This is a genomic window from Sporolactobacillus terrae, assembly GCF_019930545.1.
Classification (GTDB): Bacteria; Bacillota; Bacilli; order Bacillales; family Sporolactobacillaceae; genus Sporolactobacillus; species Sporolactobacillus terrae.
Genome location: NZ_CP082837.1, coordinates 1,746,469 through 1,763,297 on the forward strand (window position 1 = coordinate 1,746,469; position 16,829 = coordinate 1,763,297).

Annotated in this window: 18 protein-coding genes; 5 read left to right on the forward strand and 13 right to left on the reverse strand. The window is 46.1% G+C overall.

The window, feature by feature from the left end:
* Positions 1–415: 415 nt before the first annotated feature.
* The 8 genes from ccpA to K7399_RS08335 all read right to left on the reverse strand — a co-directional run bounded on the left by ccpA (position 416) and on the right by K7399_RS08335 (position 8,884).
* Positions 416–1,414: a catabolite control protein A gene (gene ccpA / locus K7399_RS08300; RefSeq protein ID WP_128166888.1), complete on the reverse strand. Its 999-nt coding sequence runs from the start codon at positions 1,412–1,414 to the stop codon at positions 416–418.
* Between the two features lie 481 nt (positions 1,415–1,895).
* A complete protein-coding gene (locus K7399_RS08305) occupies positions 1,896–2,183 on the reverse strand; it encodes a YtxH domain-containing protein (RefSeq protein ID WP_037563055.1) in 288 nt (95 codons plus the stop codon).
* 17 nt (positions 2,184–2,200) lie between these two features.
* Entirely contained in the window at positions 2,201–2,623 is a 423-nt protein-coding gene (locus K7399_RS08310; RefSeq protein WP_028976368.1) for a DUF948 domain-containing protein, read from the reverse strand.
* A gap of 204 nt (positions 2,624–2,827) precedes the next feature.
* Entirely contained in the window at positions 2,828–4,150 is a 1,323-nt protein-coding gene (gene murC / locus K7399_RS08315; protein WP_128166891.1) for a UDP-N-acetylmuramate--L-alanine ligase, read from the reverse strand.
* Positions 4,151–4,429: 279 nt separating this feature from the next.
* Complete coding sequence (locus K7399_RS08320; RefSeq protein WP_128166893.1) at positions 4,430–6,715, reverse strand: DNA translocase FtsK; 2,286 nt, start codon at positions 6,713–6,715, stop codon at positions 4,430–4,432.
* A 35-nt stretch (positions 6,716–6,750) separates the two neighbouring features.
* Positions 6,751–7,374, reverse strand: a complete 624-nt coding sequence (gene ytpR, locus K7399_RS08325) for a YtpR family tRNA-binding protein (RefSeq protein ID WP_128166895.1) — start codon at positions 7,372–7,374, stop codon at positions 6,751–6,753.
* A 46-nt stretch (positions 7,375–7,420) separates the two neighbouring features.
* On the reverse strand, positions 7,421–8,239 hold the full coding sequence (locus K7399_RS08330; protein WP_028976372.1) for a DUF1444 family protein: 819 nt from the start codon (positions 8,237–8,239) through the stop codon (positions 7,421–7,423).
* Positions 8,240–8,362: 123 nt separating this feature from the next.
* Complete coding sequence (locus tag K7399_RS08335) at positions 8,363–8,884, reverse strand: DUF84 family protein (RefSeq protein WP_128166897.1); 522 nt, start codon at positions 8,882–8,884, stop codon at positions 8,363–8,365.
* A 190-nt stretch (positions 8,885–9,074) separates the two neighbouring features.
* On the opposite strand from K7399_RS08335, the gene K7399_RS08340 reads away from it, so the two are divergent.
* Complete coding sequence (locus tag K7399_RS08340; RefSeq protein ID WP_028976374.1) at positions 9,075–9,404, forward strand: hypothetical protein; 330 nt, start codon at positions 9,075–9,077, stop codon at positions 9,402–9,404.
* Between the two features lie 39 nt (positions 9,405–9,443).
* On the opposite strand, the gene trmB is transcribed toward K7399_RS08340, so the two are convergent.
* Entirely contained in the window at positions 9,444–10,085 is a 642-nt protein-coding gene (gene trmB / locus K7399_RS08345; RefSeq protein WP_028976375.1) for a tRNA (guanosine(46)-N7)-methyltransferase TrmB, read from the reverse strand.
* 120 nt (positions 10,086–10,205) lie between these two features.
* On the opposite strand from trmB, the gene K7399_RS16160 reads away from it, so the two are divergent.
* Positions 10,206–10,331 carry a hypothetical protein gene (locus K7399_RS16160; protein ID WP_255304667.1) on the forward strand — a complete coding sequence of 42 codons (126 nt, stop codon included), beginning with the start codon at positions 10,206–10,208 and terminating at the stop codon, positions 10,329–10,331.
* On the opposite strand, the gene K7399_RS08350 is transcribed toward K7399_RS16160, so the two are convergent.
* From K7399_RS08350 to thpR, 3 genes are all read right to left on the reverse strand, one after another.
* Positions 10,328–11,059, reverse strand: coding sequence for a phosphotransferase family protein (locus tag K7399_RS08350; protein ID WP_223362281.1), 732 nt, complete (start codon positions 11,057–11,059; stop codon positions 10,328–10,330). The two genes, K7399_RS16160 and K7399_RS08350, sit on opposite strands and share 4 nt — an antisense overlap.
* Positions 11,060–11,257: 198 nt before the next feature.
* Positions 11,258–12,013, reverse strand: a complete 756-nt coding sequence (locus K7399_RS08355; RefSeq protein ID WP_128166899.1) for a hypothetical protein — start codon at positions 12,011–12,013, stop codon at positions 11,258–11,260.
* A 49-nt stretch (positions 12,014–12,062) separates the two neighbouring features.
* Entirely contained in the window at positions 12,063–12,635 is a 573-nt protein-coding gene (gene thpR / locus K7399_RS08360) for an RNA 2',3'-cyclic phosphodiesterase (RefSeq protein WP_164875495.1), read from the reverse strand.
* A 192-nt stretch (positions 12,636–12,827) separates the two neighbouring features.
* Between thpR and cysK the strand changes: the two genes are divergently transcribed.
* From cysK to K7399_RS08375, 3 genes are all read left to right on the forward strand, one after another.
* Positions 12,828–13,760 (forward strand): cysteine synthase A, encoded by a 933-nt coding sequence (cysK, locus tag K7399_RS08365; protein WP_128166903.1) that lies wholly within the window; start codon positions 12,828–12,830, stop codon positions 13,758–13,760.
* Positions 13,761–14,393: 633 nt separating this feature from the next.
* A complete protein-coding gene (locus K7399_RS08370) occupies positions 14,394–14,612 on the forward strand; it encodes a DeoR family transcriptional regulator (RefSeq protein WP_028976379.1) in 219 nt (72 codons plus the stop codon).
* A gap of 108 nt (positions 14,613–14,720) precedes the next feature.
* Entirely contained in the window at positions 14,721–15,155 is a 435-nt protein-coding gene (locus K7399_RS08375; protein ID WP_051575090.1) for a hypothetical protein, read from the forward strand.
* A gap of 74 nt (positions 15,156–15,229) precedes the next feature.
* On the opposite strand, the gene K7399_RS08380 is transcribed toward K7399_RS08375, so the two are convergent.
* A complete protein-coding gene (locus K7399_RS08380; protein WP_028976380.1) occupies positions 15,230–16,825 on the reverse strand; it encodes a putative polysaccharide biosynthesis protein in 1,596 nt (531 codons plus the stop codon).
* Positions 16,826–16,829 lie beyond the last annotated feature (4 nt).

A 16,829-nucleotide genomic window follows, 5' to 3' on the forward strand; every position in this document is an offset into this window, starting at 1 on the left:
ATGTGATGACTTTCGCGTTGCATACAGGACGTACTTTCACAGGATGTGATGACTTTCGCGTTGCATACAGGACGTACTTTCACAGGATGTGATGACTTTCGCGTTGCATACAGGACGTATGCGCACTTAGCGAAAGTTCCTTTAGGAAAGTTCCTTTAGGAAAGTTCCCTTAGGAAAGTTCCTTCATGTGTGATGGGTTCGTGTCTTTTCGGTGCTGAATCACCGCTCCGATTGCTCGCTTGCCGCGGCGCACCGCAAACCTCCTCAGACAGGCATTTTTCCTGCGGGAATATCGCTGAGCGTCGTACCACAAAACAAAATCATATACTTCTTCTCGTGTAAAAAAGCCTCCATGCTACTGTGAATCACAGCAGCATGGAGGCTTTTAGGTAACTTTTTTACTCGTTTTACTGATTTATTTTGTTGAATTGCGCCAATCAATCCGATACGGAAGCTGAACCGTGATGGAGTCGACTTTTTCATTGTTCATCAGTTTTGTCAAGAGGCGCATTGCCACCGCGCCGATATCATACGTAGGTTCAGCGATACTTGAGAGCGTCGGACGAACCATTTGAACCAGTCGCGTATTTTCGCTGCTGACCACCGCAACATCCTCAGGAACTTTTAATCCTTCATCTTGCGCCTCATGAATGGCGCCGATCGCCATTTCATCGGAATCAACGAAAATGGCCGTTGGCTTTACGTCTTGATTCAGGAATTGTGCAGCTGCTTCTTTGCCGGACTCATAAGTGTAATCGCCCTCTGCGACCAGAGCCTCATTGAACGCCAGACCGTGGGCTTCAAGCGCGCGTTTGTATCCATTCAGTTTGTATTTGCCATTAAGCGGAATCTCGCTAGGCCCGTTGATAAAGCCAATCTGTTCATTTCCTGATTCAGCCAGCTTAGAAATAACTTCGAACACGGCTTGTTCATAATCGATATTCACTGAAGGAATCTCACGCTGCTCGTCCACTGTCGATGCAAGAACAATCGGTACATTGGCTTGTTTGAATTCTTCAATATGCTCCTGATCAATTTTACCGCCCATAAAGACAATTCCGTCAACCTGTTTACCAAGCAAGGTTTGGATCAAATGAATTTCTTTATCTTTGTTTTGATCCGAGTTGCAAAGAATGATATTGTACTTGTACATCGTTGCAATATCCTCAATACCGCGTGCAAGCTCCGAGAAATAAACGCTTGAAATGTCGGGAATGATGACCCCTACCGTTGTTGTTTTTTTGCTTGCAAGACCTCGAGCAACAGCATTTGGCCGATAGCCAAGCCTTTTTATTGCCTCGGATACCTTCTTCCGTGTTGTCGGTTTTACATTCGGATTGCCGTTTACCACTCGCGAAACCGTCGCCATCGAAACGCCAGCTTCTCTGGCTACATCATAAATCGTTGCGCTCAATGCTCATTCCTCCTCAAAATCCACCATTTTCTATAGTCAGCCTGAACTCCGTCCACGCTCTATAACGTTTTCATTTTTAAGTAAGCCAAATACGCATCAATGGTTCATTGATGCCTATTTTTAATAGTAACAAAATTCGACCTCATGTGCTATATTTTTTTGACAAGGCCGCATGAATTTGCTTGCGTTTTCCGCAGATACATTGAGCCGGACAGGCTGAACCGTTACTGTCACTATGTATGCGGCCGAATTATCGATCTTGAGCGGAGTGTCACTTCAGCCGCGCGCATCAACCGAGCACGACCGCGGACGAACCGAGAGATTTCTCGAACACGCAATTGCCTGCGAAGGCTCCCCTGGCTCCCAGTTTGTGTCTTGTATTGATTGATTGAAGTATGCTGCGCTGCTATCCCAGCATCAGCAAATCCAAAATCAAAGCTGGTCAGGCCTAGTTCTTACTTCCTCCGAATCGGTAAGCAGATCAGTAGTCCTTCGGGATTGGAATCATCTGTTCCTTTTCCTCTTGATCATTTCTCGCTGCAGCTGTCAATTGATGTGTCAGATCGATCGACTTACGCTTAGCGGTTTGAAAGAGGTCTTCGCTTTTTCCTTTAAGCGAAATACTTTCTTGCTGCATTTGCTGGACAATCTTTTTCCCGGAAGGAGCAGTTGTGAAAAAGACCGCTGCCGCGCCAAGCAGCCCGCCCCAAATCAGACCGGAAATGAAAGCCGCACGTTTGCCTGTTGGGCTTGTTTCATGCGTGCTCATGATTCAAACACTTCCTCTCACTGATTTGTTTTGCGAGCATTTTGCCAACGGTTAAACAAATCGATGGCGGCCCTGCCCCATTGAACCGTACGTGCCACTTTATCGGATTGCTCCATTCCCTTATTTTCAATGCTCGCTGAAACACGTTTAACTGAAGTGTTAATGGTTCCAAGTGATTGTCCAAAGCCTTCAACGGCATCGAAAACACTATTTAAGCTTTTCGACTTTTTCTGCAAGTCTACTGCAAGACCATTTGTCCGGTGCAGCAGCTCCGTCGTCTCTTCAGTCAAACCCTTCATTTGCTCCTGAACGTCTTCAAGCGTTGAGGCTACATCTTCCATCGTTTTTTGAGCAGCACTCAGTGTTTGTGACAAGAAATAAACCAGAACAGCAAATGCGATCGCAATAACAGCAACGGCTAGGTACAAAATAATGATCACCGTACATCCTCCCTTTCACTTGTTCCATATTAGTTTAATGAATCATCGCTTTTCTATACGTCCACGGGATTAAAATTCCACCACCCCGTCTGTCCTACTCTCCTATCTTAACATTTTAGACATATTAAAGAAAACTTGCCGGCCGGCAAGTTTCTCGCATGCAGACGGAAGCAAGGCTTCATCGTCCCCATTATTGAAAACACTTTAGAGCGCAGATGCTTCAAGTGCTTCTTTATATGCGGTTTGGTACTTCTGAATATCTCCGGCTCCCATAAACAACAGCACACTGTGCTGATACTGCTTCAGATCATCAATCATGCTGTTGTGCAGAATATGTGCGCCGTCAATGCGGTCTTGAAGATCATGAATGGACAGCTTGCCGCTTTTTTCTCGAGCAGAGCCGAAAATATCACAGAGATAAACATCATCTGCCGTAGCCAGTGCAGCAGCGAACTCATCCATAAACGTCATGGTCCGAGAATACGTATGCGGCTGAAAAATGGCAACCAGTTTACGATCCGGATATTTTTCACGCGCCGCATCAATCGTTGCTCGAATTTCGGTTGGATGATGTGCATAGTCATCGATCATAATCTGATCCCTGGGCTCCAGCTTCATCTCGGAGAAGCGGCGCTTCACACCATGAAACTTGGCAAGACGTTCCTGAACGAGTTCAAGCGGGACATTCATATAATTACAGAATGAGATCACCGCAAGTGCATTGAGCACATTATGCTTGCCGTATCCGGTAATTTTGAAATGTCCATAGAAATCATTGCGGATATAAACGTCAAATTCCGTTCCCGAATCATCAGAAAGAAAATGAACGTTTCTTGCTTGAAAATCATTCTCTTCATTAAATCCGTAATAGATCATCGGCACATTCGATTTGATCATTTGAAGCTGTTCATTATCGCCACAAGCAAATACTGCCTTTTTCACCTTAAGTGCAAGTTCTTGAAACGCACTGACAACGTCATCAAGGTCTTTGTAATAATCCGAGTGATCAAATTCAATATTGGTAATCAGGCAATAATCAGGATCAGCATGAAGGAAGTGCCGTTTGTATTCACAGGATTCCCAAATAAAGTACTTGCTCTTGTCATCGCCGTAACCGGTGCCGTCGCCGATCAAATAGGCGGTTGGGGCAAACGCCTTAAAAACAAATGAAAGCAGTCCGGTCGTTGACGTCTTTCCATGTGTACCGGTCACCGCGACACTTGTATAGTGCTTCGCCAGCATGCCCAAAAAATCGTAATAACGATAAACCGGAACACCCATCTCTCTGGCTTTGCTTATTTCCTCATGCTGATCCGGGAACGCGTTACCGGCGATCACTACCTCGTCCGAGGATATATTAGCTTCCGTGAAGGGAAGAAGCTTAATCTTCTTATCCTCAAGTGCCTTTTGGGTAAAAAAACGTTTGTCATAATCCGAGCCTTGGACCTCGTGGTGCAGCCCCTGAAGGATTTGAGCAAGTGCGCTCATTCCAGTGCCTTTTATGCCAACAAAATGGTACTTCGTCATACAAATGACCTCCATAAATTGCTTCGTGCATGACCAAATCGCTGCAATATGAATAGTATACTCATTTATTGGCTATTCTGTGTGCTGCAGATTCGTTTTTAGCAAAAAATATAAAAACCGATCAATGGAGCGAGCACTGCATAAAAACTCACAACGTTCATTGTATTGCGTGTTCCGCTCTGCATTGCCGTCATGCTCGACATTTATTTTAACCTTTATTAACACCATTGTAAAAGCATATTTTATCCATATAAAATGCTAAAAAAATTGTCCTCCATTTTAATCCGGTTCGCCAAGCCGCTCACTAAGTTTCTCCTTGGAAACCAATACTTGACGCGGCTTACTTCCATTACTTGCTGAGATAATATTGCGCATCTCCAGCTCATCGGCAAGTCTGGCGGCGCGATTATAGCCAATTCTGAAGTGACGCTGAATGGCGGAAACGGAAGCTTGACCCTGCGCAACGACAAACGCAGCTGCTTCGCCGAGCAATTCATCTTCCTGCTCCGAGCGTTCATAATCGGTACGCACTGCTTCAGGAGAAAAAAGATACTCCGGCTTTTGCCAATCATGAAATGCGTGAGTGACACGGCTGATTTCTTCATCAGATACATAGCAAGCTTGAAGCCGTCGCAGACTTCGCGATCCATTTTCCGCAAACAGCAAATCACCGCGTCCGAGCAAGCGCTCAGCACCGCTGCAATCCAAAATTGTTCGCGAGTCGGTTTGTGAGGAAACGCTAAACGCAATCCGCGTCGGTATATTCGACTTAATCAAACCGGTAATCACATCTACCGAGGGGCGCTGGGTAGCAACCAGCAGATGAATCCCCGCCGCCCGCGCCTTTTGCGCAATTCGGCAGATCGATTCCTCAACATCCTGCGGCGCTGCCATCATCAGATCGGCAAGTTCATCAATGACTATAACGATGTAAGGCATCTTGTCGCCGTGGATCTGACCGGAGCGTCGTTTGCGATTGTAGCCATCCATATCGCGAACGGCACATTCGGCAAACGTTCGGTAGCGTTGCTCCATCTCATCAACGGCCCATTTAAGTGCAGCCGCCGCTTCTTTCGGTTCGGTAATGACCGGAGCAGCCAGATGTGGTAATTCCTGATAAGGGGCAAGCTCAACGACCTTAGGATCAATTAACAGAAAACGCAGATCTTCCGGTGATGTACGGTAGATTAAACTGAGAATAAGCGAGTGGATGCAGACACTCTTGCCTGATCCGGTTGCCCCGGCAATAAGACCATGCGGCATCTTCGCCAGATCCGTGACCACTTGATTTCCGGAAACATCCTGACCGAGTGCAGCAATCAGCGGTGCCTTGCTTTCTCTAAAATTCTTTGATGTGACTAATTCTTTAAGCAGCACAGGACGTCGAACCTTATTTGGAATTTCGATGCCTACGCTGCTTGTCCCCAACACCGGCGCAATTCGAATTTGCCGTGCAGCAAGACTTAACTTAATGTCCTCTGTCAAACTGAGCACTTTATTTATTTTGACGCCGGGGTGCAGGTGAAGATCAAATCGTGTCACACTTGGCCCCTGAACATACCCGACGACATCGGCATCAACATGAAAATTTTCCAACGTTTCAACCAATATTGCTTTGTTTTCCTCAATCCAAGATGCACTGTCTTTTTCTGAAGTAGCAGCATCATGAAGCAGTTCAAGCGGCAGCAAAAAGTCGGAAGGAGCTGTCGCTTGTTGTGCAGGCTCCCGCTCTTTCACCGTTGTACTATTTCTTCGATCCGTGTGGAACATCAAAACATTAAAGGGGACTTTGGACTGGCGTTCCTGACGAAACGGTGAGCGCGGCAAGCGACTCGTCACGCGGATCGGCTCTTTTTTCTGTTGAATGGTCGACTCCTGCGAAGCCGGTGCCGTCTCTTGCCTAACCATTTCTGCAGGTGGCTCCGCTTCTTGGAATACCGAATCCGGCTGCTCATCCTGACGGTGAGTGGCTGCAGGTTCAGCTGCTGCCTCATTCAATGGCACCTGTCTCTGATCCGTTTCAGACAGCGGATCAGCAGGAACATCGGTTGCTTCACGGTCAGTTAATGGATCTTTCGTTCGATTAATCGCCGGCTGATCCGCTATTGTTCGGTCAATCGTCGGCTGATCCGCTATTGACGGATGCTTTTCATTTGATCGGTTCAATTCTTCTTGACGATAGGCTTCAATCTGCCGTTTTTCTTGATCCTCTTTCTTCACGTCCAAGTAGCCTTCAGCTTCTTTTGCCTGATTCGGCTTTCGAAAGCCGAAAACCGGAGATGGAACGCGGGTCGGATGAAAAGGCGGTTTCTTCTTTGGTTTCGGGGCCTCATCACGCTTATCCGCGCTGCGCTTGCTCTTGCTGCTGTTGTCTCGATCAAATGAGGTATCCGCGCGTACATGCTCCGGATAACGCGCGAGCATCTTTACTTCAACCTTCCGATTTGGATCCTTGAAACGGCCAACCGAGGCTGACGTTTGCTCGTTTTCTAGAGGTGTTTCACGGCGATCAGGCTCATCTTCGCTGTCCATACTGAAATATTTGCGCCACCATTTATCGGCCATTGCGATTCGCCTCACCTTCGCAAAAATTTTTCGATTTATACGTTCATTTTATGTGCTGCTCGTTCATAAAAATCTTGTCCAATTTTTGTCTCTGAGTGAAGAACTAAGATGCCGCGTTTCTGCGGTGCATTGGGGAGTGCAAGTTCGCGTGCGGAACAAATCATGCCATAGGAAGCAACTCCGCGAAGCACCGTTGGGCGAATCAATGTTCCGTTTGGCATCAAGGCACCGATTTTGGCGACAACAACTTTCTGCCCTTGATCGATATTCGGTGCGCCGCAGACAATGTCCAGTTCTTCGTCCCCTAAGTCAACTTTGCAGACATGCATATGATCGGAATCCGGATGTTTCTTCATTTCTTTTACATAACCGGTGACAATCATTGGTTTGCATGTTTCAGGAAGTGTCGCGTCAAATCCTGCACGCTCTATTTTTTGATTCAGCAGATGAATCAATGCGCCATCCGCTTTTAGTTGACCGCTTTCTTGCGTACCTAAGAATGCAGAGGCATTGGATAAATTAAAGCCCAGCGTTTCATTCGTCGCTGCATCGTAAATCCGTGTGACGGAGTCCGATGTTTGAACGGCCTGTTTTTCACCCTCTTTGAAATAAACAATTAAGGTATCGCCAATCCCTTTGCGGTTGTAATAAAGAATCATGCATTTAACCCCTTCCAGGCAGGATGCTTCCATCCATGCCGTTGCATTACTGTTTTTTTGTTTTTCCCGGTTTTGGCCGTTTATTTGCCATGATAAAGATTGGTTCCAGTTCGCCTTGCTCATTAAAAATAAACGGCATCATGGTGATTGGAATCGTTCCTGAAGTGTAAAATTTCATCGTCATTTGTGCCAGAATGTCATAACCTTCAGGATTGACAATATCGCCAAAAATCAATACATCTTGATGCGGCACAGCTACCGTCAGATCTCCGTGCGCCTTGCTGCGCATCTTTTCGATCAGCTTGCGGTTTAGAATTCTGCTGGCATCGTAGCCGTCCTTTGTGTTTATAAAATAAAACGCATTGTTTCGTACAACATCTTTTTTCATTTTTACAGGCAGCGCGTTTAAATTAAAGGCTGCAGACTCCATAAGCATCTGTTCTGCGATACCTTCTTGTTCAAGAAAACGCTCATCGATCAGTCTGCATGCCTTGCCAAGATCAAGTGCATAGAGAATTTTTGTTTCTGCTGTATGTGGCTTGGCAATCAGTCTCCGTCCGTCCTTTGTTTTTTCTGGAAAAGATGCCGAACGAATGACTGGAAAAATTCGCTTTTCTTTTCCTTTCAGATGGGGTGAAACCGACATGGCTTTCAATCCGCGCTCAATCGTAACAAGTGCTTGTTCGAGCGCCGGCTCGCCTTTCTCATGATAATGCTGCAGAAGTTCGGGTATGGAAAGCGTGACCCCTTTTCCACTTTTAATTAATTCAATGCGCAGCTGCTCGCTTTTATCATCAAAATGAATGGTTGTCTCATCAGACTGCAATCTTTGTTCAACTAATTTTCTTAAATCGGCACGATCCATTGAGCGATCAGCTCCTTTATTCTGCTTGTTCTCGCATGAGTCATGCTTGGCTGAAAACATACCTTACTTAGTTTAGCATAGATAAAAGCTGGAGTTACAGTGTGATCTTCAGACAATGTTCATTTAACGTTTCTGATAGGCGTAGATCCCTTCAATGAGTTTCAATATATGGTGAAACATCTCGGTACGCGACACACGTCCCTCAGTCAGTATGCCGATGGTTCCGCCATGCGTATGTACACTTTCCTGATGAAAATAAACATCGGCAACATCACCGAGTTCACGTCCGCTGCGCACGCCGTCCGCCAACGCTTGCGGAAGCAAGATGCGGGCACCTCCTGCACGGATAAGCCGGCCTTCGCGATCGGCACAGGCGCCCCAGTTGCACAGGAACATCTCGCCATCAAGTTCAGAAACGCCGCCTTCCATGCCGATCCCAAGCGTTGCCTCAGGATCCTGATTTAGCACCGCTCTCGCCCGGTTTACTGCACCTTGGCTTGTTTCATGATCGGACATCGGCATCGCGGACACACCTGAAGGCACATCATAACTTCGAATTTCAGCATCGATTGCCTGCTCCTCAATCGTCTGCTTCACCGCATTGAGTTTTGCAGGATTTTTCGTTCCAACACCTATAATAATCATACCGTTCGCCTCATTTCTTCATAAAGATCACGGACCCGTTTCATTAACGATCAAGCGTATCTTATTACTTCTTCCATGTTATAATACAAACTATGCATTCACATGCGTTCATCCCAATGAATAAACCAAAACACAGGATCATCTGCACACTGCGTGCCACGGTCCTGCGTTCGTAAAAAGGAGGACGATCATGAAAAAAGGATTCGGTTTCGGTACCGCCTTTTTGATCGGTTCACTAATCGGTTATCTTGCCGGAGCAGTCACTGCACGCAACGCAGCCGGTAAAAAATCGTTAAGTTCTGAACATGTATTGGAACAAGTCAAGCGTGAAGTCAAAGACCAAATGCCAATCGAGGGCGCATGGATCTTCCTTACCCCGCATAGTTGGTCCAAAGACAGTCTCACTCATCTGGTTTATAAAGGCGGTCTCATCTCGAGTCGGAAAAACGACACGCACCACTTTGACTTTATTGCTGACGCCAAGAGCGGAGCAGTCCTTGAATTAAAGGCGCAAGACTAGTCCGAATGATCTCCCGTTGCTGGCAGCGGGAGATTTTCTTTATTCGCTTGAAATGGCTTCACAGCGATAAATTTTTTGGCCCTTTTCAGCAAACTTTTCTTCATATTCGGTAACGACATTGTCCTTCATTTTTGCATGATGCAAGTCGAGACTGATATTTTGGAGAATAAATCCATATTTTGAAAAGCTTTCGAGCGAGTATTCAAATAAGCCTTGATTATCCGTTTTAAAATTCAATATGCCGCCCTTTTTAAGTACATATTCGTACTGTGCCAGAAAAGCAGAATAAGTCAGGCGCCGCTTCTCATGACGGTTTTTCGGCCACGGATCACAAAAGTTCAAATAGAGAGCATCCACCTCGTCTTCAGCAAAGAACTCAGTCAGACCGCGCGCGTCCTCATTAATCAGCCGCACATTATCTAAACCCTCATCCAAGCATCGCTGCAGTGCAGTTACAATCACACTCTCATGAAGCTCAATACCGACAAAATTAACATCCGGGTATTTTTTCGCCATTCCTGTAAGAAACCGGCCTTTACCGGTGCCGATTTCTACATGAAGCGGTGCCTCGCGGTGAAATACATCATGCCATTCACCATTGTGATCTTTTGGCGATTGAACCACAAGATTCGAATGCTGATTCAGTTTGCTTTTTGCCCAAGGTTTGTGTCGTACTCTCATGTGTAACTCTCCCTTTGTTCGCTCATACGGGACAATCATCCTAAACGTGCTGCATGCGCTCAGGCGGGTCCGTCATCTATTCTATTTCTTTTCTCTCCAGATTACCATGGAGAATGGTTAATGATCAGCGAAAAGCAGAAAAACCAGCGTTTGTCCGATCCGCAAAAAAGCGCACCTTCCCGTCACGGAAAGATGCCGATCCACGAATTGATAACGGTGACTGCTGTTGAACACTCGATCGATTAAGCAAGCAGTCCGGCAGCATAGTCATTCAGCCACAGCAGGTCCTTCTCAAAAAGGATGATTTTCTTCATTTCTGCATGCTCCTGATGCCAGAACATAAAACGTACGGTCATTGCAATCATATGCCATACGAGGCGCAACTGTAACGATTTTGTTCGTTTCAGGCCGTACAGATGCAGCCAATCTTCCCAATCTTCCTCTTCAACGTACCAATAAAGGAGCATCGCCAAATCCATGGCAGGATCAGCGATGACCGCTTGATCCCAGTCGACCAAGTATAAGTTCTTTTCATCTTCGCCAAGCAGCCAATTATTATGGTTGATGTCCGAATGGCAAACCATTTTCTTCGGATATTCCGCGCGCTCGGCAGTATCTTTTAAAAAGTTCAGCGATTGACGCAATGCACGTGTCTCCGTCCTGCCGCGCGCCTGACTCGATAATCGATTCAGCAACTGTGTAGTCGTCACGGGTTTCTTGCCCAAGCGTTTCATCATGGTCAAGAGCGGTTCGGAAGAATGAATTTTTTTAAGCATTTCGGCAACCTGCTCTGAAGCCATTTCATTCGGTGTCAAAACTCTCCCCTTTAACCACGTTTGGGCAGTGAGCACATCTCCATTATCCATGCGCCGAGTCCAAAGCAGCTTTGGAACAATTCCTTCCGCAGAAAGAACAGCAAGAAAAGGGGAAGAATTTCGCTTAATAAAAAGCTTACTTTCCCCGGAGCTTGCCATATATGCTTCTCCTGTCAATCCTCCTGCTGGAGAGATTTCCCAATTATCGCCATCGAAAAAATGAATCAAAGCATTCCACCATTGCCTTTCCATGTCCGTTTCGCATGTTATCGAAAAAAACAGACTATGCATAAAAATATACCACGTTCACGGATAATCAACAATCATAAAAACGCGAATTCTGTCATTTTTTCATGATCAGCTCGTCCTTGGTTCCGCAAATGTTTCGCTCGCATTGAGCAGCGCTTCGGCACATGCAACTTGTTCTCTCTTTAGAAGCAGAGAATGCTGATCGGCCCGCTGAAACCATTCACGCTCATTTCTTCGGTCAACAAATACGATTTCTGATTCGGCAGGCACCTTTTCAATATAAGCTTGCGGTGCATAAACCATTCCTTGCACATGCAGTTCAGCCATTCCTTGATTGCGTAAAAAGGCGGAAATGACCGCTTTGGTGCGCCGTAAAGCAATCAGCGGATTGACCAATGTCTGCCTTGCCCCGTTGGTGATCTGCTGCCATCGCCGCTGTTCCATTGGCTGGAACACATCGCCTGCTGCACCTAAGAGCGGATGAATACAGCAGATACGGTCGTTCATGAGCAGAATTGAGTCGAGTTGAACCGGCCCAGATTTTGTCAGCAAGACCGGCTGATACATAAGAAAAGATACATCATTAATTCCCTTTAACATACGCCGCAGCCAAACGGTTTGTAAAAGTTGATCCGGATAGGGCGAATACGCCTCTGCGGTACGGCTTGCCCACAATAATTGTTTTGCAAACAGCCAATCGTCAAATCCGTGCGACTCCTCAGCAATATCGGCCAATGCGCCCTGTTGACGCAGTTTCCACTCTGCCTGCCGCCGCTTCTTCAGCCACGGGTAGCGATTGGCATAGCCAAGAAAATTTAATTGATAACGCGAAATACATTGATTAATTTTGATCAATTGAGCCATGCTTTTTCCCCTTTAGTCTTCTAAACCTATTTTAATACAAAAACAGGGTTTAGGAATACTCTCTCTTTTCAGATTGAAAAGGAAATAAGCATATCTGTTGATAATTCGGCAAATTATCCGGACAAACTTGAAAAAGCGATACAGCGGATACGGTCCACTGTTTTCCAGCGAGCCCATGATGCACCGCAGGCAACTGCATCGGAAGGTCGCCGCTTACCCAGCGTTTCGCCAGTGTGATATGCGGATGGTACGGGCGATTCTCTAATCGCACGCCGAGCGGAGCCACGGCTTGCGCAATTGCAGCTTGAAGACCAGTGAGACCTCTTGTTTCCTTTAATGAAGCAAATAAAACGCGCGGGTGCCTGCGATCACCAAACCCATCGATTCCTGACAAAGCGAGCGTAAATGGCGTCCAGTTCGCCGAAGTTTGGTGTACGGCTTGTACAATTGCCGTACGCTGCTCGGAAGCCAGTGCGCCCAAAAAGAGGAGCGTAATATGGTAATCGCGGGCGTCGGTTTTACGCTTATAGTCTGCAGCTGTAAGATATGAGCGAGCAGCCTGATTTAACGTTTCCCGTAATGCATCCGCAACAGGAATGCCTAAAAAATAATGATTGGACATAAAACGCCTTCTTCCCATCCTTGTACTTGCTCGATATTAACGAGATTACCCACTATTTTTATAAGAGATGCTTATCAATGGTCGACCCAAGTTCACTTCATCCTGTATAATAGAACCATTACTATTGGAATACTTTATCCTCATGAACGAGAAGCTAATGAGAAGCATCCAACGAAGAAAAGGGAGAAAACAATGACGAAACCTGCTCAATCTATTGATGAACTGGTCGGTCAAACGCCGATGGTTCGTTTAAATCGACTGCCCGATCCAAACGGAGCAGCAATCTACGCAAAGTTAGAATACTTCAACCCAACCAAAAGTGTCAAAGATCGTGCAGCACTGAATATGATTATCGACGCTGAAAAACGGGGAATCATTCAGAAAGGGGCAACGATCATTGAGCCAACATCTGGAAATATGGGTATTGGCCTTGCGATGGCCGCAGCAGCACGCGGCTATAAAGCGATGATCGTTATGCCGGACACGATCACCCAAGAACGGATCAATTTATTAAAAGCCTTCGGCGCTGACGTGGTTTTGACCTCAGGAAGGAAAAAAATGCCCGGCGCAATAGAAAAAGCAAAAGAACTTGCTGCAGTGCTGCCGAACTGCTACATGCCGATGCAATTTGAAAACCAGGCAAACCCTGAGGCGCATCGCAAAACAACTGCCGCTGAAATCATCAGTGATATTCAAGAACTGAAACGCCCACTCTGCGCGTTCGTTGGCGCAGCAGGTACGGGCGGTACAGTATCCGGTACAGGGCGGGCTCTGAAAGAGGCTTTCCCCGAAATGACGGTACATATCTGCGAGCCAGCCGGATCACCGGTGTATTCCGGAGGAAAACCGGGACGTCATAAAATTGTTGGAACAAGCCCAGGCTTTATTCCAGATACCATGGACATGTCGCTCATCGATGAAATTATCGACGTCAGCGATGATGATGCTTACGAAATCACGCGCAGATTAGCCAGTGATGAAGGGATTCTCTGCGGACCTTCGTCAGGTGCATCGGTATATGTCGCACTGCAAGTCGCTCGCCGCTTCAAACCCGATCAAATCGTTGTCTGTATGATCAATGATAACGGTGAACGTTACTTGTCCGGAGATATTTTCCCACATTAATGGAACTGCACTCCCCGAAACTGATGGGAGTGCAGTTTTTTTTACAAAATAAGAAAGCCCATGATTTTGCCTCGTCTTCAAAGCAAAGTGTCTTGGCCGAGAAGCAAAGCAGAAGTACTCTGGCGCCTGCCGCGGCAAGCGAGCAGCTGGTGTGCCGTTCAAGCATATCATTGATGAATGAAAGCCGCATTTAGAGTAAAAGGAACTTTCGCTAAGTGCGCATACGTCCTGTATGCAACGCGAAAGCCACCGCATCCTGCGGAAGTAAGGACTAGGCGTCGCCCGGTTTTTCTTACACGATTCCTTGTATTCATAAGTATTCGGATCGCCATTGATTGAGAAGCAAAACGCACTTCTGCGGATAGATGCCTTTTTCCAGCAAAAAATATTTGACATTTCAAAATGTAGCGTTATATTTAAACTGTTGACAGAAAATTATGTGACCTCAGAGTGCAGCAAATCGGTATGTGCTCTTCGAATCAGACAATATGTCGATCCAGTCGGTGAAATCGCGTCGTTCAATACGTTTTGAATCCTATTGTACAACAAAATTCAATGTATTTACTCTTGCTTGAATATTTCGCTCAGTAAAAGACATATCTTTTATTGATAAATAATCTGGGGAGTGGTGACTTGGGTCCTTCAACTGATCGTATGCTAAATCGTGTTAAGTCCGTTTATTTGTTCATTCGAAAACAAGGTACGGTTACGACAAAGGAGTTAGTTGAAGAATTTGACATGACACAGAGAACAATGCAGAGAGATCTCAATATTCTCACCTATAATAATTTGGTAAAAAGTCCCCGCCGAGGACAATGGACGGTAACAGAAAAGAAGGTAAAGGTTTCTTGAGCTGCTTGTTCGCAGCTCTTTTTATTTTGCAAGAACACATGGGCAAAAATCATTTTGAAACATAGACTATGGATGAACAAACCGACATTTCAAGGAGGATCATCATCTATGTTTTCAAATGAACATGCTGCTTTTCCGCAAGACGTGAGTGCCTATCAGCCTGCATCGGCACCAAGAGGATGGATTGATCAAACCGCGCCTCATTTCAATCAGCAAGCCGCAACAATTCCGTCTGAACAATCAAATGCTGGATCTTCCCCGTTTCTTGATTCTAGGCATACAGCATCTCCTTATGCTGATCACGCTTTTGTCTGGAACGAAGATTCACAAGACGCTGAAAGCAGACAGATGCATCAACCCCCGCGCCCGCCTCAACCACCATTTAATCCACAACAATTCGAGCGCAGATTAAACCGGCTGGAACGTTCGCAAGCACAGACCGACCGCGAAATTCAGAACCTTGACCGCCGCGTGCGCGCCATTGAACGGAGACTCGGATTTCCAGTTCCTCCATTCGGCGGGCCTGGATTCCCGCAACGATAAACCGTTTTCCACACCTAACGCCCAAAAAAAGGTGCCTCACCGTCACTACTGACAAAGAGACACCTTTTTATGTTTTAATCGGTCCTGCGCTTTCTCATTCCGCCGACCACGCGGCGCAGCAAACCGGTCCATCGAGAAAGCAAAAGATATACGGCTACACCAACCGCAACACTAACCATCACGACAACAAACGCAATGCCTCTGCCACTTGGAATCGAACCACCGAATAGGAGAAAGATCAACTGGATTGAAAGAGCCATAATGGCCGTATAGCCAACGATATGTATCACTTGCTGACCAATCGCCGAGTATTTGTAACCGGTCGCTTGTTTAATCGCAATTAAATTGATAAGGATGCAGACCGCATAGCCAATATCGGTTGCAAGGATCGGACCAACCATGCCAAATACTTTCATAAATAATGGATTGAGCAAGATTTTAATCATGACTCCTGCGCAAAGGCTGATTAAAGTGACACGCTGCCGATTAATCCCTTGAAGTATGGACGCAGTCACCTGAAACAAAGCAAAGAAAATCGCGGTCAACGCATACCATTGCAGAATGCGCCCGCCAATCAGCAAGTCATGCAGGTTAATTTCAAAGAGCAAACCGTGAATCATATACCCCAAAGAAGAAAGACCCACCGCAGCCGGTATGGTTAAAAATAATACAAGTTCAAAAGCTTGTGTGATTTTATGATTGACTTCGTTAATATCTCGCTTTGCATAAGAATTAATGATCGCCGGAACAGCACTGACAGCAAGCGATGTTGCAAGCGTTACCGGTATCATCACCATCTTTTGATCATTAACCGTTAAATCGGTAATCACGAGCTCCTTGACTTGCGCGCTGTACGCTAAATAATGGTAGGCCATGAATTGATCAATCAATTGATACAGCTGCATCGAAATCCCAACCGCAACAAAAGGAATGGCGTAATTGACTAACTCGCGATACATCGATAAATAGGATATTTTCTTTCTTCTCTGTACCGTTTGCTTCATCTTGGACATACGCCCGCGCCGCGTCACCCAAAAGTGCAGCATAACATAAAGGCCGCCAACCGCTCCGACAAATGCTGCAAAAGTGGCAAGTGCAGCAGCGGTAACCGGCGAACCATGAAAGACTTTAATCACAAGAAACGCGCCGATTAAAATGAAGGCGATCCGGACAACCTGCTCAACAATCTGAGAAACCGCTGTCGGACCCATTGACTGATAGCCTTGAAAATACCCACGCATCAGGCTCATGACCGGGACAATCAGGATGGCAATACTGACCACACGAATAACCAATATCACATCATTCATTCTGTTTGCCGGCAAGCCATAAGCAGCAGCAATATGCGGTGCTCCGATAAAAAGAACCAGAAACCCAATAAGCCCGGTTACCGCCATTAAGACAAAGCCGGATTTAAGCAGTCGCCTTCCGGACTCATAGTCGCCAAGTGCATTATACTTTGAAACGAATTTCGACACAGCAAGCGGAAGACCCATCGTCGATACACTCAGCATAATACCATAAGGCGTATAGGCGATCCCATAGAGAAAAGTCCCTTCTGTGCCGGTTAACGCATTATATGGGATGATAAAGAAAATTCCAAGCAAACGTGAAACAATTGAGGCGACTGTTAAAATCATGGCACCTCGGATCATTTTCGATGCGGACATCTGT